This window comes from Microcoleus vaginatus PCC 9802 (assembly GCA_022701275.1).
Lineage (GTDB): Bacteria > Cyanobacteriota > Cyanobacteriia > Cyanobacteriales > Microcoleaceae > Microcoleus > Microcoleus vaginatus_A.
Genome location: CP031740.1, coordinates 5,139,292 through 5,162,625, shown reverse-complemented (window position 1 = coordinate 5,162,625; position 23,334 = coordinate 5,139,292). Strand labels below are relative to the sequence as shown.

Genomic DNA, 23,334 nt, shown 5'->3' with positions numbered 1-23,334 from the left:
TTTCAAGTCAATCTAAAATCTAAAATCTAAAATCTAAAATCGATTGACTGCCGCCAATGACAGAAAATGTAATTTCACTAAAAAATGTTTCCAAATGCTTTAAGCGGTACGATCATCCAGGAGACCGCTTAAAGGAAATTATTTACCCCAGCAAAAAACTGGCTGACGAATTTTGGGCCCTACACGACATCAATCTGGAAATTCCTCAAGGACAAACTCTGGGAATCGTCGGTCGCAACGGTTCGGGGAAAAGCACTCTCCTGCAAATAATTGTGGGGACGCTAACGCCTACGGCAGGAAGCGTGGAGGTTAAAGGGCGAGTCTCCGCTTTGTTGGAACTCGGAAGCGGGTTTAACCCGGAATTTACCGGGCGGCAAAATGTGTTTTTTAACGCTCAGTTACTGGGATTCAATCAAAAACAAACTGAAGAAAAGTTTGACGATATAGCTGCTTTTGCTGATATTGGGGATTTCATCGAACAGCCAGTCAAAACTTATTCTAGCGGTATGTTTGTCAGGCTAGCTTTTGCCGTTGCGACTAGCGTCGAGCCAGATATTTTGGTGGTTGACGAGGCGCTTTCGGTGGGCGACGAAGCTTTTCAACGCAAGTGTTTTGCCCGCTTGCAAAGCATTCAGGAAGGTGGCGGAACAATTTTATTTGTTTCTCACGCTGCTACTTCTGTGGTGCAACTTTGTACGTCGGCGATTTTAATGGATAGCGGTGAATTGCTGCTCGCTCACACGCCGAAGGTGGTAATTTCTAAGTATCAAAAGCTGATTTATGCCGATCCGGATCAGGTTTTGGGGTTGAAGTCAGATATTCGAGCTCTGAACCAACTGACAAAACAGGAAAGTCAAGACCACCTTCAGGATGCTAATTTAGAAAGCACAAAGAGGGAAGTTAAACCGGAGCAACATCTCTCTAAACCCAAGGAATATTACGATGAATTTTACGATCCGGGGATGATACCGTCGAATACGGTAAGGTACCCGTCTCGCGGAGCGGAAATTATCAACCCTCACATCGAGACGCTGAAGGGCAATGTGGTAAATCACTTGCTAGGCCGTCAAGATTATATTTATACTTACTCTGTCACTTTCTCGCGGTCAACTTCCAAGGTTAGGTTTGGAATGTTGATTAAAACGATTAGCGGTTTTGAGTTGGCGGGTGCTTCTTTGAAGGCTTCTAGTCAGTCAGTTAGGTATGTGGAAGCAGGAACGACAATTGTAGTTAAGTTTCAGTTTAAATGTTTGCTGAATCCCGGGGTTTATTTTCTGAATGCTGGGGTTGTGGGAACGGTTGATGGAGATTTAACTTATCTGGATCGCTGCGTTGATGTGGCGATGTTTAGAGTTCAGTCTTGTACAGAGTCCTGCGGTAACGGCATCGTTGACTTGCTGATCGAACCGTGTTTAACTGTTGTTAATGCTGATTCTACAGTGAAAGAGCAGTCAACAGAGGTTATCTAAAATTCTGTAAAAACAATGAGCGATATCAATTTAGATTTAGTCGAAAATCCGGTAATCAAAGCATTTATTCAAGATCAAGCTAAGTTTCCCGAAAATTTTAAACTGAATATCTGCGAAGACGATGAAATGTATTTGTTCAGCTTGAAGAACGTTAAAGACGATCGCGATCGGGCTTTGGTGCGCTATTATTCGCTCGGGCGTCGCATCTTGGATACGGTTAAACAAGTTGTGGAATGGCATTTTGGCAGTTTTGAAAATGTCCCCTCTTTTCTAGATTTTGCCTGCGGTTACGGTCGATTTACCCGGTTTTTGATTCAGGAAATGTCGCAGGAACAAATTTGGGTTTCTGATATTTATGCTAACGCGGTTAAGTTTCAAACGGAATACCTGGGCGTCAACGGTATTGTCTCAACTGGAGAACCAGAAAATTATTTAATTGACCGAAAGTTTGACTGCATTCTGGCTAATTCTTTTTTCAGCCATATGCCGGAAAGAACTTTTACAAGTTGGTTACAAAATTTGTACGATTTGTTGACTCCTAACGGCATTTTGATGTTCAGCGTTCACGATGAGTGTTTGCGTGCAGCTAATACAGAAATGCCGGTCAAGGGTATTTTGTTTAGTCCTAAAAGTGAAAGTCAGTCTTTAGATAAGGAGGAATACGGCACAACTTATGTAACTGAAAAGTTTGTGAGAGAATGTGTGGAGAAAGTTAGCGGAGGCAAAGCTTTTGTTCACCGCCTCCAAAAAGGCATATGCAGGTTTCAAGATTTGTATGTTGTAACAAATGAGTTAGTTAGAGATTTTTCGGAGTTGAAATTACATCATCATCCGGAAGGATATATTGATGTTGCTGCTTTTACGAATAAAGAGAATTTGTATCTGGAAGGATGGGTGGCTGATGTGAATTTCGACGGTCGAGTTAAGGAGCTGCAAGTGCTGGTAAACGGCGAGGTTGTACAGACGTGCGAGCCTTTTTACGATCGCCCTGATGTGGCTGGATATTTTGAAAATGATGGGGCTTTGCAGTCGGGTTGGAGGTGTTATTTACCAAAAAATACGGTGGCGCTGCAGGATGTGTTAATAGTCAAAGCAATCAATAACTATGGTTTGGAATGGATTCTGGAAACTTGCACTGTTAAATCGCTGGTTAACCAAAGGCAATCGCAGTCTTTGTTGGGGTCTACCCAGACCAAACTCAAATTACTCGAGACTCAGTTAGCCTCGGCTAAGATAGAAGGGGAGCAAAAGCAAAGTAAGTTAATGATTACTCAAACGAAGTTGGAAGAAACTCAAACTGAATTAGTTTTAGCTCAAACGCAATTGGAGCAAACTCAAAATCAGTTAGTATCTGTGCAAGTGGAGTTGGAGAAAACGGAAAATCAACTAATTAATCTCAAGCAAGAACTAGAGCAAGCGCAGTGTCGAGTTGTAGCAATGGAAAGCAGCAAGTTCTGGAAGATCAGAAGCGCGTGGTTTCAAGTCAGGCGCTCCCTGGGCTTAGCGGGAGAATAGCGAGTAAATTTGGTGTGGAATTAGGGCGAGGGAGATAAATTGTGAGTACAAATGACAGCAAACCGTCGGTTTTTATTGTTACCGGAATGCACCGTTCCGGTACGTCTTTAACAGCTTCTTTGTTTCAGAAAGTCGGGGTTGATATTGGCAAAAAGTTAGTGGGCCCGGCCGACGGAAATGTGAAGGGTCATTTCGAGAATGTTGATTTTGTGGAGTTTCACAAAAGTGTTTTGCGATCGCACGGTATTGATGAACTGGGCTGTACGTTTGAAAAAACGATTCCGGTAGCAGCGGAATATGTGGAAATTGCTAAACGCGCGATCGACCAAAATCAACAAACTCACAAACATTGGGGTTGGAAAGACCCGCGAACAGCTCTTTTTTGGGATTTTTGGCTGAATTTACTCCCCGAAGCTAATTTTATCTGTGTTTATCGATCGCCCTGGGAAGTAGTCGATTCCCTTTACCGCCGGGGAACCGATGTCAGCTTGCTGCAAAACCCCGAAATGGCAGTAAAAATGTGGGTTCACTACAATCAAAAAGTTTTAGAACTTTACGAACGTTTCCCCGACCGCTGTCTCCTAGCCAACGTTTACCCCATCGGCAACACTCCTGAACTTTTCCTCGATCGAGTCAACGAAAAATTTAATGTTAACTTAGGTGCCATACCGGGCGACAATTTTGAAGAATCTTTATTAGTCAACGATATTGTCAAAAGTCACAGACCGAGTTTAATAGAAAAATATTTTCCCGAAGCATTAGAACTATATGAACTTTTGGAAACCCAAGCTGGCAATCTGAGCAGCGAATCGAAAGGTGCGATCGATCAAGTTATTCATTTCCCAGGTTCTCCAGTCTGGCCATTTGAAGATTGGCTAAAAATCCGCTTGCTGGAAAAACAGCAAAAAACTAGGTCTTCCGAACTCAAACAGTGGCAAGAACAATTTCACCAGGCCCAGGCGAAAGTGTTGGGATTAGAGACAGAATTAGGAGCAACTCAAGTACAGCTTGCAGGCAAAGAATCAAATTTTCAAGAAGCTTTAGCAAAACTCCTCGGATTAGAAACAGAATTAGGACAAACTCAGGTACAGCTTGCCGGCAAAGAATCGCAATTTCAAGAAGCTTTAACAAAAGTCTTAAAATTAGAAGCAGAATTAGGGCAAACTCAGGTACAGCTTGCCGGCAAAGAATCGCAATTTCAAGAAGCCTTAGCGAAACTCCTCGGATTAGAAACAGAATTAGGACAAACTCAGGTACAGCTTGCCGGCAAAGAATCGCAATTTCAAACCGCTTTAGCGAAAGTATTAGAATTAGAAGCAGAATTAGGGCAAACTCAGGTACAATTTGAAGAGACTGAATTTGTATTGCAGCAAAAGTTAGCTGAGTTACTTCAGTTAGAAACAGCACAAAGTCAAACTCAGGAAAAATTAAAGGATACTCAGGAAAATTTAGAACAAGCCCGCCAGGAAAATGAACTTTTTCGGGCAGAACTGGCTACAATCAAGTCTTCTAGATGGTGGCAAGTGAGAGAAAAATGGTGGGAAGTTCAGCGCAGAATCCGCGACTTATTCCCTAAATTTGTTTTTTCGTTAGACCAACCCACTACTTGGCAAGTTTGCGATTCCCACCTGCTAATTGTGGGCTGGGTTTTTCACAAAAAAAGAGAGACTACAGCAGTCCGGGCTAGAATTAAAGACCAGAGTTTCGCAGGCGTTTACGGCCTAGACAGAAGTGATATAGCGCTAGCACACTCTAATATTCCGGCTGCGAAGAAATCAGGTTTTACAATTCAATTGGAAGCCCCTGCCGGACGGCACGAAGTGCTACTGGAAGCGCAAGATGAGCGAGGTAAATGGCATTTGTTGGCAGCTTATCCGTTGTTAGTTTCAACGATTCAAGCATCGTTAGATGTACCGGTGGTGTGGGAACAGCGTCAGGGTCAAATTTTGTTTGCAGGTTGGTGCTGCCACCACGATCGCAAAATTGCTAAATTAAGCTTGTTGTGCGGCGATACTTCTGTAGAATGCGCCTACGGTTTGCGGCGAAAAGATGTCGGCGAAGTGTTTCCCGACTGGGTTAACAGTTCGGAAAGCGGTTTTGAGGCCCTTGTCGATTTGCCTCCGGGCGAATGGCACGTTTCTCTGCAAGCTGAGTTAGAAACCGGGGAAATTTTGTCTTTTCAAGCGCCGAAAATATTGACTGTGCGGCGCTACCATATCTGGCAGCGAAGTGCTGATAAATTTGAGGAGTTATCAAGGTTTACAGCCGCAATCCAGCAGCGGGCGAGGGAAAGAAAACAGCGTCTGGGCAGGATTGTGCCGATGCCTTGGGAAATTGTGAAGGTGATTCGCCAGTTGGGCAAGATTTATCGGCAGCAAAAACAGTTTACTGCGCCGGGAGATTTGCTGCCGCCTGCGGGTTTTGTGGTGCCTCAACCCATTGATAGATATGACGCATGGCTGGGTGTGAATCAGTGGAACGATCGCGCGCGCGATTACTTAATTTCTCGGTTAAAATCCTGCCGGGAACCCCTGCCAAAAATTTCGGTAGTAATGCCAGTTTACAACCCGCAGATAGATTTTCTCGAAAGTGCGATCGACAGCGTAATCAATCAAGTTTATCCAAACTGGGAACTCTGCATTGCCGACGATTGCAGCACCGAATTTACTGTGGCTGAAAATTTGAAAAGCTGGGTTCAAAAGGACGATCGTATCCGCATCACATTTCGTACAGAAAACGGCAACATCAGCGCAGCCACCAACAGCGCCGCCGCCCTCGCAACAGGCGACATCATCCTGTTTTTAGACAACGACGACGAACTCACTCCCGACGCATTAGGCGAAGTCGCCCTATATTTTGCCTCGCATCCAGCTACCGATTTTCTCTATTCCGACGACGACAAAATCGACACTAAAGGTCGCCGCTTCGCCCCGCAATTCAAACCGGAATGGTCGCCGGAACTGCTGCTTTCCTATATGTATCTCGGTCATTTGTGCGCCGTGAGAAGACACATTTTTGAACAAATAGGCGGTTTGCGGATAGGTCTTGAAGGCTCGCAAGATTACGATTTTGCATTGAGAGCAACCGAAATTTCTCGCCACGTCGCGCACCTGCCGTTAGTGCTGTATCACTGGCGAACCGCACCCGGTTCTACAGCCATATCTGGGGCCGCGAAACCCGCCAGTTTTGCCGCAGGCCAAAAAGCCATTCAAGATGCACTAAACCGTCGCCAAATTAACGGCAATGTTGCTCAGCACGCATGGGCGACTAAAGAAAATTTGGGTATATTTGCCCAGGATTTCCCAGATAATGGTCCCTCAGTAACGGTAATTATTCCTACTAAAAATCAGCTTAAATTGCTGAAAGCCTGTCTGGATTCTCTAGAAACTACCACATATAAAAATTATCAAGTTGCCGTCATCGACAACGAAAGCGACGACCCTAAAACTCTGGAATATTTAAAGCAATTAAATTGCCAAGTTTTGCATATAAAAAATCCTGGTGGGAAATTTAGTTTTGCAGCAATTAACAACCGCGCTGCCGAACAAGTTGATAGCGAATATGTGTTGTTTTTGAACAACGATACTGAAGTAATTAACCCGCGCTGGCTGAGTCAAATGGTGGGATACGCTCAAATCCCTGGCGTGGGTGCAGTCGGCGCGAGGCTGTTATATCCCGACGGCAGAATTCAGCACGCGGGCGTAATTCACGGGCTGCATCACGGTTTGGCGGGTCACGCTTTTAAGCTGATGAACAGCGAAAATCGAGGCTATCTGTCTCAAGCGATGGTAACGCGAAATTACTCTGCGGTAACAGCCGCTTGCACGATTACTCCGCGTCAATTGTTCTTAGAATTGGGCGGTTTTGATGAAGAGAATTTTGCTGTTGCTTACAATGATGCAGATTACGGATACCGACTGTTAGAACGGGGTTATCGGTGCGTATATTGTCCCGATGCGGAGTTGTTGCACAAAGAGGGAACTTCTAGGGGTTTTACCGACAATCCTCAAGAAGTGGCGGCTTTTAGACGCAAGTATGCGGGGAAAAAAGACAGTTTTTACAGCCCTCACTTGTCTTTAGAAGATGAGTATTTTCATATTCAACCTCGACGGGTTTTTATGAAGGAAGAAGGAAGTTCGGCAACGAGCACTGTACAAGATGTAACTGATGTAACTGATGTCAGGAATAAGGAAGAATTAGAATTTGCTGAGAGTGGTTGGTTATCAGTAGCAAACAGTTCTATCCATCCTATCAAAGTTTTGATGTGCAGCAATTCGCTGGATTTCACTGGTGCGCCGCTGCATCAGTACGAAATCGCGGTGAAATTGGCGGCTGAGGGTGTGATTAAGCCGATCGTACTTTGCACAACAGAGGGGCCTCTGCGTCAAGCTTACCAACAGCAGGGAATTGAAGTAATGGTGCGCGACAATCCTCTCGAACACATCTATCAGCGCGATGCTTATGATGAAGCCATCCGCAGTTTTAGCAAAGAGATTGAAAGTTTAAAAATAGATGCAATTTATGCCAATACTTTAGAAAACTTTTTTGTAGTTGATGCGGCGCACCAAATCGGAATTCCTGTGGTGTGGAACGTGCACGAAAGCGAACCTTGGCAAACTTATTTTAACAGGTTTGGTTCGGAGATTGCGGCGAGAGCTTTAGAGTGTTTTCGCTTTCCTTACAAGGTAATTTTTGTGGCGGATGCAACGCGGGACAGGTATTGGTCTCTCAACAGCCACCACAATTTTACCGTGATTCACAACGGTTTAGATTTGAGCAAACTGGAAAATTCGGATAATTCTGAATCGGCTAGAAAAAGTTTAGGTGTTGCAGCGGAAGATGTGGTAATTTTGCTGCTGGGAACGGTATGCGAACGCAAAGGACAGCAGGATTTAGTTAAAGCACTTTCACTTTTGTCTGACAAATGGCACAATAAAATTAGGTGTTTTATTGTGGGCGATCGTCCGAGTATTTACAGCAATAAATTAGCCGAGTTAGTGGGGGAATTGCCAGAAGAGTTGCGGCAAAGGGTGACAGTAGTCCCGGAAACTGGGGAGACAGGGAAATATTACAAAGCGGCTGATATTTTTGTTTGCACTTCTCGCGTCGAAAGTTTTCCGAGAGTGATTTTGGAGGCGATGGCTTGCGAGTTGCCAATTATTACAACGCCTGTTTTTGGAATTAGAGAACAAGTGCGACCAGGAATTAATGGTTTATTTTATACGCCCGATCGCCCAGAAGAACTAGCGGCATCACTGCATACTTTATTGGAGGATAAATCTTTGCGCCAGCGGTTAGCAGAAAATGCTAAATATGTGTTAGAGTCGTTGAATACTTTTGCAGAAATGACTCAAACTTACGGTCAAATTTTTCGAGAAGCTTATTTTACTAAAAAGTAATCGTTCAAGATTCAATGGGTAAAAGTATGGAGTCAAATTCTGAGCGTAGGGAAGAGAACAGCTCCAATGAATTAACAGCTAAAAATTACTGGGAGGCTAACCCAACAGCCGCCATTGGGAAGCAAGGTTATTGGTTGTCTAATCCAATTATTGAAAAAGCTATAAACCATCGGTTGTCAGGTTGTCAGACTAATGATTACTGGCTACAGTGGTTAGTCAAAAATTATTTCAAGAATCGACGGTTCGATCGTCTTTTGTCTATTGGTTGCGGTGTGGGGAATCACGAGATTGCGATGGCTAAATTAGGATTAGTCACTCAAATTGATGCCTTTGACTTTTCTGAAAGTTCTTTAGAAATGGCTAGAAAAGATGCCGCAGCAGCGGGAGTAGAGATTAATTTTTATCAAGATGACTTTAATTTGTTTACGATTGATGATAATAAAAAATACGATCTAGTTTTTTGCTCGGGTTCGCTGCACCACGTCAGAGAACTAGAACGATGTTTATCAAGTGTTCGGAAATGTTTAAAACCCGATGGATATTTTATTGTAAATGAATACGTAGGAGATTGCTACAATATATACAATCAAAATCAAGTGAATTTGATTAATGGCATTTACAAATGTTTTCACTACACGCTAAGATCGGGAACAAGTGAAATATTTACGAGTCCAAGTATTGAGAGAGTATTGGCAAAAGACCCTTCAGAAGCAGTCCGGTCAAAGCTGATACTTCCGTTTTTAGAATTCTACTTTGATGTGGAAGTCTTGAATCCAGCCGGTGGGGGGTTGCTTCACGAACTTTACCCTTTGTTAGATCACTATCAACTTTCAGACGGAGAACCCAAGAGTGAAACGATCGTCAAGTTATTGCTTGAGATTGAAAAAATCTTAATGGCTGTACCCGGAGGACTATCAAGCGATTTTTGTTTGTGTATTCTGAGACCAAAAAAACCAAAAACAATGGAAATAATACCGCCTAAAATAGACTACGAAGAAGCTTGGGATAGCTACGCCCAAGAATGGAAAGATAATAATCCTGAACTCGCTTATTTGGGGGATGAATGGATAGGGAAAGGTGCCGGTGCGGCTAACTCGCTATCAGAATATGAATCCTTGATAGAACAGCAATTTATTGCACCGTACATCAAAAAAGAACATAGGGTTTTAGAAATTGGTATCGGCGGCGGAAAAACAGGTTCGCTGTTGCTAAAATATTGCGATCGACTAATTTGTGCCGACATTTCCAGTCAAATGCTGCAAGCCGCCCGATCGCGCTTGGGGAGCGATCGCGTTTCTTACGTCAAACTCAACGGTTTAACATTAGACAGCATCGCCCCGTCCTCAGCCGATGCCTGCTTTTGTTACGATACAATGGTACACATAGAGCCGGTAGACATATTCAACTACCTAACTCAAATTCCCAAACTACTGCGGGGCGATCGAATTTGCGTCTTTCACCACGGCAATATTCTCAGCGAATTAGGGTGGCAAAAATTCGCCAGCGAGTGGGACAAAAACCTGCTGGGACGCAGAGACGGCACTGCATTTTCAGTTATGACTGATACAATTATGGAAAAATTTCTCACTCATTTAAACTATGAAATCCTCGTGAAAAATACATCTTCAGTACCGCGAGATTGCGTCTGGATATGCAAAGCACCAACCCCCCATGAATAAAACCACAGCTTTTTAGCCGAATCTAAATATTTTATCCAACTAACAACAGTCAACAGTCAACAGACAACAGACAACAGACAATGAAAGCATTATTTCTTCATCCCAACTTCCCCGCCCAATACCGCCACATTATCACGGCTTTAGGCGCAGATCCCAAAAATCAAATTGTTTTTGGCACTAAAAACGAGCGTCCCGAATGGAACATTCCCGGCGTTCGCAAAGCAGCATTTACCCCCAGCCGGGAACCCCACGCGCAGACTCACCAATACGTCCGCCCTTTAGAAAGTGCCGTCATCTACGGACAAGCCGTATTTAGAATGGCAGAACAACTCAAAGCAGACGGTTTCGTACCCGATATTATCTGCGGACATTCCGGTTGGGGGCCAACATTATTTGTCAAAGAAGCTTTTCCAAATACGCCGCTTTTGTGTTATTTCGAGTGGTTTTATCATGCTATTGGTTCCGACGCAGATTTCGACCCAGCGGAACCTTTAACAGTTGACGATATGGCCAGAATTAGAATCAAAAATGCGCCGATTCTGATCGATTTATATTCTTGCGATTGGGGTGTGTCGCCCACTTATTGGCAGCGATCGCAATTTCCGCCAGAATTACAACAAAAATTATCCACACTCCACGACGGCGTAGATACCGATTACTTCAAACCAGACCCCGGTGCTAAACTGGTTTTGCCTAACTTAGACTTGTCTGGCGTTGATGAAATTGTCACCTACGTATCACGGGGAATGGAACCTTACCGGGGTTTTCCCGAATTCATTGAGTCGATCGCCTATGTACAAGAACGCCGCCCCAACTGTCACGTCGTAATCGTTGGTTCCGAAAGAGTTTGTTACGGGCGTTCTTTACCCAACGGCGAGTCTTACAAAGACTATATGCTCAAAAAAGTCCCCCTAGATTTGTCGCGAGTTCACTTTGTGGGGCCGCTACCTTACGGACTGTATTTAAAAGTAATTCAAGCATCGGACGTACACGTTTATTTGACCAGACCTTTTGTACTATCTTGGTCGATGATTGAATCTTTATCGACAGGATGTTTAGTAATCGGTTCCGACACAGGGCCAGTCAGAGAAGTGATCCGCGACGGAGAAAACGGTTTGCTAGTCGATTACTTCTCACCGAAACAAGTAGCCGATCGCATTGATGAAGTTTTAGACCATCCTACCCGTATGGCAGAAATTCGCATCAAAGCCCGTCAAACCGCCCTAGAACGCTACAGTTTAGCTAAAATGCTGCCACAACATTTACAACTGATCGAGCAAGTAGCAAATCGTTCCATGCCACCCACAGTTGGTATGGAACCAGAACGGGAATTAGCAGCATCTTTTGCCGTGAGAATTTAGCAATAAAGTTGGTCAGCACTAAACCCCTGGTCATAAGCTCTCCTGTGCTACTACACCGCACAGGAGACTCCACCCACTAGACGATAAACATCGGAACATCTGGACGTTTTAGTTGCCAAATTAAATAGTGTGATAGCAGTCCGTTAATCCTTTCTAGGCTAGTCGCAAACTAGCTTCGAGAGCAATAATTTAGGCGTTGCATAATAGCGGGATGATTTTGATTTTTTTTGTGGGATGGGCGTCCCGCGCGTCCGGTGTATTTTCGGGCGTTGCATAATGGAAATACAAACTGTCCTAAATGTGTCCTAAATGTGAATCCGCCCCCATCCGCAATAGCAAGGGAGCATCTCATATTTGTAAAAACACTTCTTCTCCTTCCTTCTGCCTCCTGCCTCAAAACTCCAATTTCTAGCTTGGCTGCAAAAGTGAGATGCTACCGAAGGCTTCTATCCGTCTCTTACTTCATTACCTAAAGTATTGGAATATCCCCCTGCCTGATCGATTTTGATATAGTTGTGCAACCCTTAAAATTTATTGAACTCCCCTTAAGTTAAAATCAACTAAGAAATACCCAAAGCTGTTTCAGACATCGTAATTAAATTATTAGCAAAAATTTTCTGGTGAATTGGAATATCAATAATAAAGACTGCCCCCTGATTGGGAGCTGAAATACAATTGAGCTGACCCCCGTGTTTATCCACTACAATCTGATGGGAAATGGACAGCCCAATACCAGTACCCTTCCCGATAGGCTTAGTAGTAAAAAATGGCTCAAATAAATGTTGGCTAATTTCTTCTGTCATCCCAGGGCCGTTATCCTTAATATGAATTAACACCCGATTAGATTCCGTGACCTCCGTGCGAATGAAAATCTTAGAAGGATTAGCTTTCATTTCACTTAACGATCGCGTCGTATTATAATCATCTATGGCATCAATAGCATTAGCAACAAGATTCATAAACACCTGGTTAAGCTGACCGGCATAACACTCTACCAGAGGCAGATTGCCGAATTCTTTAACCACCTCAATTGCAGGTCTATCGCCCCTTCCTTTAACGCGGTTATGCAAAATTAACAGAGTGCTATCAATACCCAGGTGAATATCCACCGGTTTCATTTCAGATTCATCCAATCGCGAGAAGATTCGCAGCGACTGAACAATTTCCCGAATCCGGTCTACACCTACCTTCATTGAAGTCAGCAATTTAGGTAAGTCTTCAACCAAAAAATCTAGTTCTATTTCGTCTATTTTATCTTCAATTATTTGCCCAGTCGCAGGGAATTCTTGGTGATAAAGATTAACTAGATCAATCAGATTTTGGGTATAATCATGGGCGTAAGAAAGATTCCCAAAAATAAAATTAACGGGATTATTGATTTCATGGGCTACACCTGCAACAAGCTGACCGAGAGAAGACATTTTTTCGCTCTGCACAAGTTTAGTTTGGGTCAATTGCAATTCGCGAAAAGCTTTTTCTAAACATTGAGCTTGGGTTCGCAATTGAGCTTCCGATTCTTGCAATCCCGCCTCTGCTTGCAGACGCTCTTGAATCTCTTGTTTGAGCAATTGATTGGATAGAAAAAGTTCAGCCGTCCTTTCGTCAACTCGCCTTTCCAACTCCGATGCCAGCTTCAACAGCGAGGATTCCGCTTTGACACGCTGTTCGATTTCTGCTTGCAAGCACACATTTTGCTCTAGGAGTTTCTTCGACAGGTTGCGGAGCTTCATGTGGACATTAACACGAGCTAAAACCTCTTCATGCTGAAGAGGCTTAGTGATATAATCCACCGCACCCAGACTCAAACCTTTAACCTTATCCACCGTATCAGCAAGAGCCGTCATAAAAATCACGGGAATGTCTCTCGTTAAATCATTCGCTTTCAAACGGCGACAAGTTTCAAACCCATCTATTCCCGGCATAAGCACATCCAACAGGATCAGATCGGGCGCAGCATATGCGACCTTCTGGAGAGCACTTTGGCCATCCCTAGCTACCAATACTTTAAAGCCAAAATCAGCCAAAAAATCGAACAGGACACCTAAATTAGTCGGAGTGTCATCTACGATTAAAATGGTGCTTTGTTCGGCAAGTTTACTACTCATTGGTTGTCGTCCTATATTTTTTAATAAACTCGAGGATTTGTTGTTCTTCAAATCCTTTCGCTAACTGGCGCAGATGGGTAGCAAAGGGCACCCATTGCTCATTGAGTTGTTCTAGTTTTGCAGCTCCCTCCGCAATCCCTCGCAGATCACCCATCATCGCTAGATCGAATAGAACGGCGATTTCCTCATCGGGAGGAGCTACAATTTCAGAACTTAGAGATTTTTTTTCTCCTTCTGCTTTCCTAATCTCTTCCTGGTTTTCTTCATAAATCCATTCTAACCCTAAATGAGTACGTAATTTTTCTAAAAGCTCCTCGATTCGTATGGGTTTGGGAATAAAATCATTGCAACCTACCTCGGCACTTTGTTGTCGATCGAAATCAAAAACGCTGGCAGAAGTAGCAATCACCACTAACTTACTCTGACCTAGTGATTTGCGAAGCCGGCGCGTTGCTTCTAAGCCACTCATTACTGGCATCATCAAGTCCATTAAAATACAGTCTGGTTTAAACTCTGCCACCTTGTTTAAACACTCCTGACCCTCCGTTGCTTCCAGAATTTCAAATCCTAACGGCTGAAGCATTCCTGCCATGATCGAGCGATTCTGCCACTTGTCGTCAGCTATGAGAATTCTTCGCTTTCCGCCTTTGAAACCAACGATTGTGTGGGCATTGGCTTTGGCTGCATTAGTCGCCCATTCCGATACCTCTGGCAAATCTAAATCGAAGAAGAAAATGCTCCCTTGTCCTAATGTACTCTTCACCTTTATTTCACCGCCCATCATCTGGACTAATTGGCGACTAATTGCCAGTCCCAACCCGGTTCCTTCAACCTTGCGGTTGGCATCCCCTACTTGGTGAAAAGGCAAAAATATATCTTGTAATTGCTCTGGTGCCATACCAACTCCGGTATCTTCCACTTGAAACCGGATTTTGCCATCCTGATATCCTACTTTGAATGCCACCCCACCTTTTTCGGTAAACTTAATCGCATTGCCGAGTAAGTTGATTAAAACTTGCCGCAACCTTTTTTCATCACCCTGGACGGCAATAGGTAGTGGGGTAATTGCCTCGTAAATCAGGGAGATTCCCTTTTGTTCTGCCCGAATATTGCAAATTTCAGCCAGGCCTTCCAAAAATTCTGATAAATGGAACTTACTCAGGTGGATTTCCATTTTTCTGGCTTCGATTTTAGAGAGATCTAAAATATCGTTAATCAGGGTTAAGAGGTGATCCCCGCACTGACTAATGACGTTCAGACTATCCTTTTGCTGGTCAGGTAAGTTTTTTTGTCGTTTGAGGATTTGCGTGTAACCCAAAATGCCATTAAGTGGCGTTCGGAGCTCGTGGCTCATATTAGCAAGAAACTCACTCTTGGCAGAGTTGGCGGCTTTCGCTGATTTTTCTGCTTTTTGTAAATGGATATTTTTTTCTTGTAACTGTTGCGTTCTTTCTGCCACCTTCGCTTCTAAAGTAGCGTTTGCTGCTTCCAAATCGTTATAAAGACGGGCATTTTCAATCGAAATAGCTGCTTGAGAAGATAAAAGTTGTAAAACTTCTAAACGCTCGGGAGTAAAAGCGCCAGTTGTGAGATTATTTTCTAAATACAGAATCCCAGTAAGTTTTCCTTGATGAACGATTGGAGTACATAATACTGACTTTGGCTTTTGGTTTACGATATAAGTATCCGCTGTGAAGGTTCCCTCACAACTCGCATCGCTTAATACAACATTTTCCTGAGTTCGGGCAACATAGTTAATCAAAGATATGGGTAGTTGCTGACTATTTTCCACTGGTATTGTTTGCAGCACTTCTACATCGCTATCTACGGTTCCATAGGCTTCTATTAGTAAACTTCCCGCTTTTTCTAAAATAAAAATGCCACTTTGAGCGCCCGCATTCTCGATCGCAATTTTCATCAATTTTGCCAACAGCTTACTCAGTACAATTTCACCAGAAAGAGCTTGGGATGCTTTGATCACAGTAGCTAAATCTAGAGATCCTGCACTTCCTCCACTCGTCGAGCTAGTGAGCATCGTGACCGGGCTACCTTGACTTTCGGGCTTGGCTATCCGGGAAAATATTTGAGGATATCTGGCTTCCAAATCTTTGACTATAGCTTTAGCTCCCCAGCGAATATATCCGTAGCGAGCATCGGTTAAATAAATCCGAGCAATTTTATCTTTAGAACGGGAAAAATAAAAGTCTCCTGCTAATTCGTTGGCTAATGCTTCTTCTTGGATATATCCCTGTTCTTTGGCTCCTGCTATGGCGCGATCGTAATAATCGCTCGCTTCTAAAGGTTGTCCCAAAACCCGCGCTTTTTCTGCTTCTACTAACTCATACTTGTGCTGAAAATTGCACGGCGCATGGAACGCCCAAGTCTTCATTTTTTCTTGGTTAGCTGCTACTACACTTAGATATTTTTCTTTCTCTTTTGGCGAGGCTTTTGGATACAGTGCTAGGAGGGAAAGAGAATGGTAAAAGTTGTCGATACTCATGTGGATTAATCCTGCCCCCATGCTGGCGTATTTTAATGCTAAATGAGCAAGTATCACGGTTTGATTAAACTCTTTAAATAAATAAGATACCATCATTTTGCCGACATAATAGGCATAGAGCAAAGTCCCATTGTTAGAAGCTATAATTCCAGGCAGTAGTTCTTCTTCATTAAAGCTTGGACCTAGTAAATGGTATTTGTCTGAGGTTTTGTCCAGTAAATTGTCAACTATTTGCTGGTGAACTTTCACAAATAAAGTATCATATTCTTGTTTGAGCTGAATGGTCATAGCAACATATTTTGCCTGTTCTTGCTCAACTTTTTGGAGCTCTCCCCCGCTAAAAAATAAGTGATTGCAATAATTTGCAATACTGTGACAAGCATATTCTATATCTCCAGTTTCTATACCACTTTGAATTGCATCAACCAAAGATTCTAGGGTTGCCTTAAGCGGATCTTTCCAAAACCTAGCCAGACAATTAAATATACAAATTATTTTTGATTTAAGGGTAATTGCGTTAAATTTTTCTAGTAAAAAAATAGCTAATTTGCCAAATCGATAGCCACAATCTATGTCTCCTAATCCTCCACAGAGTAGCACTCCATACCAAACATAAGCAAAAGCAGATTCAGGCGAATTCCCATACTTAATAGACAAGGCTATTTTTGTATAAAGAATTCGCGGAAACAGCGCAGGATCTACAATAAAAGCTGGTGTTATAATAAGATTTAATATTCGCATAGCTGCGAGTTGATCGGGAGCTGTCATTGTCGGCAAGTTAGCTAAATCATCAACTATCAGTTCTTGAGGGGGTTCTTGCTCTAGGCTAATTCCGAACATTTCCAGAACGGCGAGTCCATTATCTATAGCTGATATTCTTCGATTTTGAGACATCTCTAATTGAATTCTAAGCTCGTAAACCTTGCCTTTTTCGAGAAGGGTTTTTGCTTGTTTCAGGCTCGTCTCAGACAAATGTTGCGATCGCTCAAAGTTAGTGTTTATATATTCAGTTTCTGCTGCTTCCAGATGGAGGTTTAATGTCAAATCATATTGACTCTCCCAACTATCCTCCGCCAAGAGTCCTAAACCCACATTCAAATATTTGACAGCCGACTCATAAGCTGTGGCAGCTTTGGCTTTCTGTCCGGCGATCAGATTCAGTTCTGCCAACTCATATCTTTCCAACTCTAAAGTGATTAAATCCGTTCCATAATTTAGTTGGTTAACCAGTGCAAAGATATTTTCTTTTCGTTCTTCAGGGGTTGTGGAATTCAGCAGGAGTTGACCAATTTTTCGGTGAGTTTCTTTTTTCTGAGCGTCGGGTATCAGAGAATAAGACGCCTGTTGCACTCGGTCATGCAAAAACTTGTAGGTGACATTAAACTGCTCCGTTGAGTTTTCTGTAGATATTTCCGAGTCAAATAGCAGGGGGATTTTGTAGAAATTATTTAGTGGCAGAACGAAACCAGCTTGTAGCGCTTCCCATAAATCCCTTGCCGTCTCTGACTGAGATTTTTTATTAGCAATTGCCAAAACGTCTAAACTAAACTTATCTCCTATACAGGCAGCTAATTTTAAGACATTCTGCGTCGGGGACGATAGCTTTTGAATTTGGCTGACCATCAATTCGACGACATTATCGCTGATATCAATGCCTTGAAGCAGTTGGATATCCCACTGCCAACAAACTCGATCAAAATCAAAGGATAGAAGTTTGTCTTGATAAAGGGATTTGAGCAGTTGAGTTAAGAAGAAGGGATTTCCCTGGGTTTTCTTAAAAACTAACTCAGCCAGGGGTAAAACTTCGGAAATGTGACTACGAAGAGTTTCGCTCACTAATTGGTTAACATGAGAGAGCTCTAAAGATTGGAGGATAATATTATTTACTGTTGCCCTAGTATTTTGAATTTGCTCTAAGGTATAAATTAAGGGATGAGTGGCACTGACTTCATTATCTCGATAAGCCCCAATTAATAGCAGATATTTACTATCTGGATCGGTCATAATTAGCTGGATAAGCTTGAGGGAAGCCGAATCTGCCCACTGCAAGTCATCCAAAAATATCACTAGGGGGTGTTCGGGTTTACTAAACACCTGTATAAATTTTTGAAACACTCGATTAAATCGGTTTTGAGATTCAGTGGGTCCCAAAGTCGGAACCGCAGGCTGTGGATCAATAATCTTTTCTACTTCGGGAATAACCTCAATAATAATTGACCCATTGGCACCAAGGGCTTCGAGAATTTTAGCTTTCCAAATTGCTATTTGAGCCGAATTTTCAGTGAGCAGTTGCCGCATCAATCCTTGAAATGCTTGAATTAGAGCAGCATAAGGAATATTCCGCTTAAATTGGTCAAATTTACCGGAAATAAAATACCCTCGTGCTCCGACTATAGGTTTATCAACTTCGTTAACTAAGGAAGATTTGCCGATACCTGAATAACCGGAAACTAGCATCATTTCCGTTGTCCCACCACTGACGCGAGCGAAGGCTTCTAGCAAACTAGCAACTTCTATTTCCCGCCCATAGAGTTTTTGCGGAATCATAAATTGGCTGTAGGAATCTAGTTGACCTATCATAAAGGGGAAAATCTCTCCAGCAGAAAGCATCTGCTGGCAGGTTTCCAAGTCAATTTTTATTCCGCAAGCACTTTGATATCTATCTTCAGCAGTTTTAGATAATAATTTCATTACAATTTCAGAAACTGCATCCGGGATTTCTGGATTGAGCTTTTTAGGTGGTATGGGTGCTTTAGCTATATGGCAATGAACGAGTTCTAGGGGGTCTTTTGCGGAAAAAGGTAGCTTACCCGTCAGCATTTCATAAAATGTAACACCAAGGGAGTAAAAGTCGGTACGGTAGTCCACTGAGCGGTTCATTCTGCCGGTTTGTTCCGGCGACATATAAGCAAGAGTTCCTTCTAATAAGTTTGGATTGGTGACAGTTTGATTTTCTCGCTCTAAAAGAGAAGCAATGCTAAAATCAATAATTTTTACTTCTTTTGTCTCTGAGTTAATTAGGATATTTGAGGGTTTAATGTCTTTATGGATTACATTCCTGTGATGAATTTCTCCCAGAGTTTTTGCCAACTGAATTCCGATTTTTAGAAAGGCGTTTATAGCCAAGGGTTGATTGTTAAGAAAATCTTTTAAAGATTGACCGCTAAAATTTTCTACTATCAGCGCTAAGCCGTTATGATAGTTTTCTAAGGCTATGGGTTTGACTATTCCTTGACTGTCTAAATGTCGGAGTATTTTATGTTCGTGTCTTAATCGGGAAATTTCTTCGATTGTCGGATGCTCAGCTTTGAAGGTTTTGATAATTGCTGAGGTTCTATCACTCTCTTTGATGCCGCGATAAATAATAGTATTGACACTTTCGTAAATAGCTGCGCTTAGGTTGTAACCCAAAATAGTAATGCTCATGTGCGTAATTTCACTAATGACAAGTTGAAGAGCAGGCGGTATTTCAGTAGGTCTACTGATATTTATGACAGAACCGAATTAAAAAACAATTTTCAATGCACTCTAAATAAGTATAATCAAAGCTTTTTGAATAATATTTAAATTTTAACAAATCTCAATACGGTTGTTTGGTAGTTAATATGCGAGAATATTAAAACTTTATTAAATGTTTAAGTAAAGTCCTGAAAAAATTAACGACAAAATTGCTGCATCTACCGATGTGATAGTAGAAAATAGCTGGGACACAGAAGAGACGATTATTTTATCGGTTAGAGTAACAAAGAAAACAGCAGTTCGCCCCCTCTGTAGTCCAACCAATTATTGTCTTTATCAAAATAAGGTAGTCCTACATAGTCACGACTACCTTATTTTAACAGGAAAAAATGGCTGTACTTGCTTGAAAATACCGATTTTTGTTATTATTGTTAAAACTCAACTAAATTCCTATGAAATCAACTACTAGGGCGCTGAAAGAATGGAATGTAGCAGTTAATGCTTTGGAACAAGGTCAAACGATTGTGCTGTTGCGGAAGGGGGGAATTCGCGAGCAAGCAGGACAGTTCAATGTCAATGACAAACAGGTTTTGCTGTATCCAACTTTTGAACACCAACAGCCGGGTTTATTAAAGCCGGAGTTTGCGAGTCAGGTAAAAACTGTAGAATCTGGTTGGCATCCAGAAATTATTAGAATTGGCAGTTGGGCTGAGATTACCGATGTTTTTTTGGTAGCTTGGGAACCGGCAATTACTGCGCTATTTCCGTACCATATTTGGAATGAAAATTTTGTCAGCGATCGCCTGAAATGGAAACAAAATCAGCCAATTTATATTTTATTGCTGCGGGCTTATCGCCTTGCAGAAATCCGCGAAATTCCCTACACTCCTGAATACGGCGGTTGCCGTTCTTGGCTCGATTTGGCAGATGGTATTTCGCTGGAGGGAAGCGAAGCTGTTTTGAGCGATCGAGAGTACATTGAACGCTCAAATGAAATCCGCAATCTGATAGCAAATCCTGCGAATGCTTCTGGTTCGCAGAGAGTGACAACGCTGACGGAAGGTAGCCAGGATTTTAGTCCTCATTAATAGTTTTTAAGGTAGTTTTAGAGAGGTGCCATTCTACCCAACCCAGCCCAAAATCCGCAGCTAAGGCCATTAAAGCGGCCGGAATTGCCCCAGCCAAAAGTAACTGATTGTTGACGGTAGCAACGCCGCGAAAAATAAACACCCCCAAGCCACCCGCGCCAATTGCAGCGGCGATTGTAGCAAGTCCGATCGCAATTACTGTCGCTACTCGCACCCCCGCCAGAATCACGCCCAGTGCCAGGGGAATTTCCACTTGCCATAACAGTTGCATATCAGTCATCCCCATGCCTCTTCCTGCTTCCGTAATCGCTGGATCGACGCCGACAATACCAGTATAAGTATTGCGGATAATTGGCAGTAAAGAATACAGAGTGAGGGCGATAATAGCCGTGCTCTTGTCTATTCCACTTACCGGGAGTAGCAAGCCAAACAAAGCTAAACTGGGAATTGTTTGCATAATATTAGCAAATCCCAAAATGGGCTTGTTCAATTTTGGTTTTCTCGTGACTAAAATCCCGAGGGGAATCCCCACACTAATAGCGATAAAAATTGCAACAGTTACTAAATATAAATGCTCGGTGGCGCGCTGAATTATCTCAGCGCCATAGCGGTTGATAAAAATTATCATCGGGTAATTGGTTATTCCTGATTGCTGTCAATCTTATAAATCATTTTCCATTTCAGGACTTTGTTCACCAGGATAGAAGCGAGAGTCCAGAATTTCTTCTAAGGTGTAAAGGCAGTTTTGAGGAAATGTTTTGAGAGGTAAATCTGTTTCTCCTACTGCCAAATCTCTACCGTTTTGATAAGCTTCTTGGAAAGCTTCTTGCAAGTAAGGTTTCAGACTGGGGTTATCTTGTATCAGTCTCTGAGTGTCCCGCCGCTGCACTCGAATTGTAGACAGCCAGCTACGACTCCGCTGCTGGGGCTGATATTGCCACTTCAGCAAATGTCCCAGCAAAATGCTCAAACGATTTCTAAGCTCTTGACGTTCCTGTTTGCCCAAAGATTCAATCTCCTCAATTAAATTTGGCAAGTCAAGTTGACTCCACTGACACTTGCGAAGTAACTTGGCTTGTTCTTGCGTCCAAGCATAGAAGTCTGTCTCGTAAAGACTGTGCATCGTTTGATTATCAGCTTAGTTACTAAAACTATAGTACCAAACTTTTGCTAAAATCATTCAAATTTAGCTACTTGCAAACATTCAAGAAATGCGCGAGCTTCTGGATGCTGAGATTTTAGAAAATCATCGGGCGATCCCACTTCAACCAACCGTCCATCTTGCATCAAACCTATTCTAGAAGCTAACAAAAAAGCTTCTTGAATGCCGTGAGTCACAAAAATCACAGTTTTGCCGAGTTGCTGCTGCAATTGACCGAATTCCCGCTGCAATTCCAGACGAGTAATCGGGTCTAAAGCACCAAACGGTTCGTCCATTAACAATATCGGAGGGTCAGCCGCCAGTGCTCTAGCGACGCCTACCCGCTGTCGCTGTCCGCCGGATAACTGATGGGGATAGCGTTTGGCGAAGTGCTGGGGGTCGAGGTTGACTAATTCTAACAGTTGCCGGACGCGAGATTGAATACGATCGCCCTCCCAACCTTCCAATTTCGGCACTAAACCGACGTTTTGCTCGACGGTAAAATGGGGAAATAAACCGATTTCTTGAATCACATAGCCAATTTTTCGACGCAGTTGAATGGGGTTCCACTGAGTTGTCGGTTTTCCCATGACAAGAACTTCACCGCTGCTTGGCGTTAGTAAATTGTTAATCAATTTCATGGTGGTAGTTTTACCACTCCCGCTTCGTCCCAGCAATACTAAAACTTCTCCTTGCAGCACTTTGAAATTGAGTTTGTCTACTAAATGCCTGCGGTTGAGGCGATATGTAACGTCGAGGCATTCGACAGCAACTTCATTATTGAGAGGCATGATTAGTTTTGGTGATTTTGGTTTTGAGCAACTTAAAATCGGCGACCCTCGGAAAACAATTCCTAATCTAAAATCTAAACTCTAAAATCTAAAATCGACTTGATTTTGCCATTCTAGCAGTAATGCTCGACATTGGAGGCAAGTTAATTTTTTGAGCAAGTCGCGAATTCCGTCTGGGGTGAGAGGATATTCAGCACCGATCAGTTCGGGGTTTACTGTTGCTGTCGGGCGCAATTCTGCAACAAAACCGTAGAGTTTTTGATTGGAGAAGGAACTGTTTATTGCCCAGCCGACGGTGTTAATCGGTTCGATGCGGGCGATCGCGCTTTCTGTCACGCCTAATTCTTTCTTGAGTATAGCTGGGACAGCCGCTGCTGGCGTGGCTTGGGCTGGTACGCGACCGCCGGGAAAATCCAGGGTTGCTTCTGCCACGCCGGGGCGATACATCGGTGGGGGAAACAGCAATTTGTCAGCTTGAATTGTCAAGATAACCACTGAATCTGCTCTTTCTACTCGCCAATATTCTACTGTTTTTCCTTCGGTTGTTTCGAGATGTTCCGCGATTAATTTTACCCAATGAGAGTTGATTTCTACAAAGCGGTCTAGAGTTTTCCAGTGGGATTTTGCAGTTTGGTTCATGTGGGAATTTTTGAAATAAATCAGATGTTGTTTGCTATGGTAGGCTATCGTTGCCGAGCGCAACAATAGCCGATCGACCTTTTCAGCTTTGAGCCTGTGTTTTCCTCTCGATTGTAAATTTTTGCTACAACCTTACACATTCGCCTGGGAAATTCCGTAGCATAGACTACATAATAAATTTTTTCTGC

13 protein-coding genes and 1 pseudogene are annotated in these 23,334 nt (G+C 42.8%); 8 read left to right on the top strand and 6 right to left on the bottom strand.

Going from position 1 to position 23,334, the window contains the following annotated elements; all coding sequences use genetic code 11:
* Positions 1-56: 56 nt before the first annotated feature.
* The 6 genes and pseudogenes from D0A34_21215 (at position 57) to D0A34_21190 (ending at position 11,423) form a co-directional block, all read left to right on the top strand.
* On the top strand, positions 57-1,469 hold the full coding sequence (locus D0A34_21215; GenBank protein ID UNU21016.1) for an ABC transporter ATP-binding protein: 1,413 nt from the start codon (positions 57-59) through the stop codon (positions 1,467-1,469).
* A 15-nt stretch (positions 1,470-1,484) separates the two neighbouring features.
* The gene (locus D0A34_21210; protein ID UNU21015.1) at positions 1,485-2,984 is read left to right on the top strand and encodes a methyltransferase domain-containing protein; all 1,500 of its coding nucleotides are present in this window, start codon (positions 1,485-1,487) and stop codon (positions 2,982-2,984) included.
* Between the two features lie 41 nt (positions 2,985-3,025).
* Positions 3,026-8,383 carry a glycosyltransferase gene (locus D0A34_21205; GenBank protein ID UNU21014.1) on the top strand — a complete coding sequence of 1,786 codons (5,358 nt, stop codon included), beginning with the start codon at positions 3,026-3,028 and terminating at the stop codon, positions 8,381-8,383.
* Between the two features lie 14 nt (positions 8,384-8,397).
* A pseudogene (locus tag D0A34_21200) lies at positions 8,398-9,333 on the top strand (class I SAM-dependent methyltransferase).
* A gap of 12 nt (positions 9,334-9,345) precedes the next feature.
* Positions 9,346-10,062, top strand: a complete 717-nt coding sequence (locus D0A34_21195) for a class I SAM-dependent methyltransferase (GenBank protein ID UNU22401.1) — start codon at positions 9,346-9,348, stop codon at positions 10,060-10,062.
* Positions 10,063-10,142: 80 nt separating this feature from the next.
* Positions 10,143-11,423, top strand: a complete 1,281-nt coding sequence (locus tag D0A34_21190) for a glycosyltransferase (protein ID UNU21013.1) — start codon at positions 10,143-10,145, stop codon at positions 11,421-11,423.
* A gap of 560 nt (positions 11,424-11,983) precedes the next feature.
* On the opposite strand, the gene D0A34_21185 is transcribed toward D0A34_21190, so the two are convergent.
* Positions 11,984-13,528, bottom strand: a complete 1,545-nt coding sequence (locus D0A34_21185) for a hybrid sensor histidine kinase/response regulator (GenBank protein ID UNU21012.1) — start codon at positions 13,526-13,528, stop codon at positions 11,984-11,986.
* A complete protein-coding gene (locus D0A34_21180; protein UNU21011.1) occupies positions 13,521-19,454 on the bottom strand; it encodes a response regulator in 5,934 nt (1,977 codons plus the stop codon). Before D0A34_21180 ends, D0A34_21185 begins: the two co-directional genes overlap by 8 nt.
* Before the next feature lie 259 nt (positions 19,455-19,713).
* On the opposite strand from D0A34_21180, the gene D0A34_21175 reads away from it, so the two are divergent.
* Both D0A34_21175 and D0A34_21170 read left to right on the top strand, forming a co-directional pair.
* On the top strand, positions 19,714-19,956 hold the full coding sequence (locus tag D0A34_21175) for a hypothetical protein (protein UNU21010.1): 243 nt from the start codon (positions 19,714-19,716) through the stop codon (positions 19,954-19,956).
* Positions 19,940-20,575, top strand: coding sequence for a DUF1802 family protein (locus tag D0A34_21170; GenBank protein UNU21009.1), 636 nt, complete (start codon positions 19,940-19,942; stop codon positions 20,573-20,575). Before D0A34_21175 ends, D0A34_21170 begins: the two co-directional genes overlap by 17 nt.
* Here D0A34_21170 and D0A34_21165 read toward each other — a convergent pair.
* The 4 genes from D0A34_21165 to D0A34_21150 form a co-directional block, all read right to left on the bottom strand.
* Positions 20,562-21,203, bottom strand: coding sequence for an ABC transporter permease (locus tag D0A34_21165; GenBank protein UNU21008.1), 642 nt, complete (start codon positions 21,201-21,203; stop codon positions 20,562-20,564). The two genes, D0A34_21170 and D0A34_21165, sit on opposite strands and share 14 nt — an antisense overlap.
* A 33-nt stretch (positions 21,204-21,236) precedes the next feature.
* Positions 21,237-21,698 (bottom strand): DUF29 domain-containing protein, encoded by a 462-nt coding sequence (locus D0A34_21160; GenBank protein UNU21007.1) that lies wholly within the window; start codon positions 21,696-21,698, stop codon positions 21,237-21,239.
* 53 nt (positions 21,699-21,751) lie between these two features.
* Complete coding sequence (locus tag D0A34_21155) at positions 21,752-22,507, bottom strand: ATP-binding cassette domain-containing protein (protein ID UNU21006.1); 756 nt, start codon at positions 22,505-22,507, stop codon at positions 21,752-21,754.
* Positions 22,508-22,588: 81 nt separating this feature from the next.
* Positions 22,589-23,146, bottom strand: coding sequence for an NUDIX hydrolase (locus tag D0A34_21150; GenBank protein UNU21005.1), 558 nt, complete (start codon positions 23,144-23,146; stop codon positions 22,589-22,591).
* Positions 23,147-23,334 lie beyond the last annotated feature (188 nt).

Excerpts from the sequence above, each read along its gene's own strand:
- D0A34_21215 (UNU21016.1), top strand. The coding sequence starts at position 57 with ATGACAGAAAATGTAATTTCACTAAAAAATGTTTCCAAATGCTTTAAG.
- D0A34_21210 (UNU21015.1), top strand. The coding sequence starts at position 1,485 with ATGAGCGATATCAATTTAGATTTAGTCGAAAATCCGGTAATCAAAGCA.
- D0A34_21195 (UNU22401.1), top strand. The coding sequence starts at position 9,346 with ATGGAAATAATACCGCCTAAAATAGACTACGAAGAAGCTTGGGATAGC.
- D0A34_21190 (UNU21013.1), top strand. The coding sequence starts at position 10,143 with ATGAAAGCATTATTTCTTCATCCCAACTTCCCCGCCCAATACCGCCAC.
- D0A34_21185 (UNU21012.1), bottom strand. The coding sequence starts at position 13,528 with ATGAGTAGTAAACTTGCCGAACAAAGCACCATTTTAATCGTAGATGAC.
- D0A34_21180 (UNU21011.1), bottom strand. The coding sequence starts at position 19,454 with ATGAGCATTACTATTTTGGGTTACAACCTAAGCGCAGCTATTTACGAA.
- D0A34_21170 (UNU21009.1), top strand. The coding sequence starts at position 19,940 with ATGAAATCAACTACTAGGGCGCTGAAAGAATGGAATGTAGCAGTTAAT.
- D0A34_21165 (UNU21008.1), bottom strand. The coding sequence starts at position 21,203 with ATGATAATTTTTATCAACCGCTATGGCGCTGAGATAATTCAGCGCGCC.
- D0A34_21160 (UNU21007.1), bottom strand. The coding sequence starts at position 21,698 with ATGCACAGTCTTTACGAGACAGACTTCTATGCTTGGACGCAAGAACAA.
- D0A34_21155 (UNU21006.1), bottom strand. The coding sequence starts at position 22,507 with ATGCCTCTCAATAATGAAGTTGCTGTCGAATGCCTCGACGTTACATAT.
- D0A34_21150 (UNU21005.1), bottom strand. The coding sequence starts at position 23,146 with ATGAACCAAACTGCAAAATCCCACTGGAAAACTCTAGACCGCTTTGTA.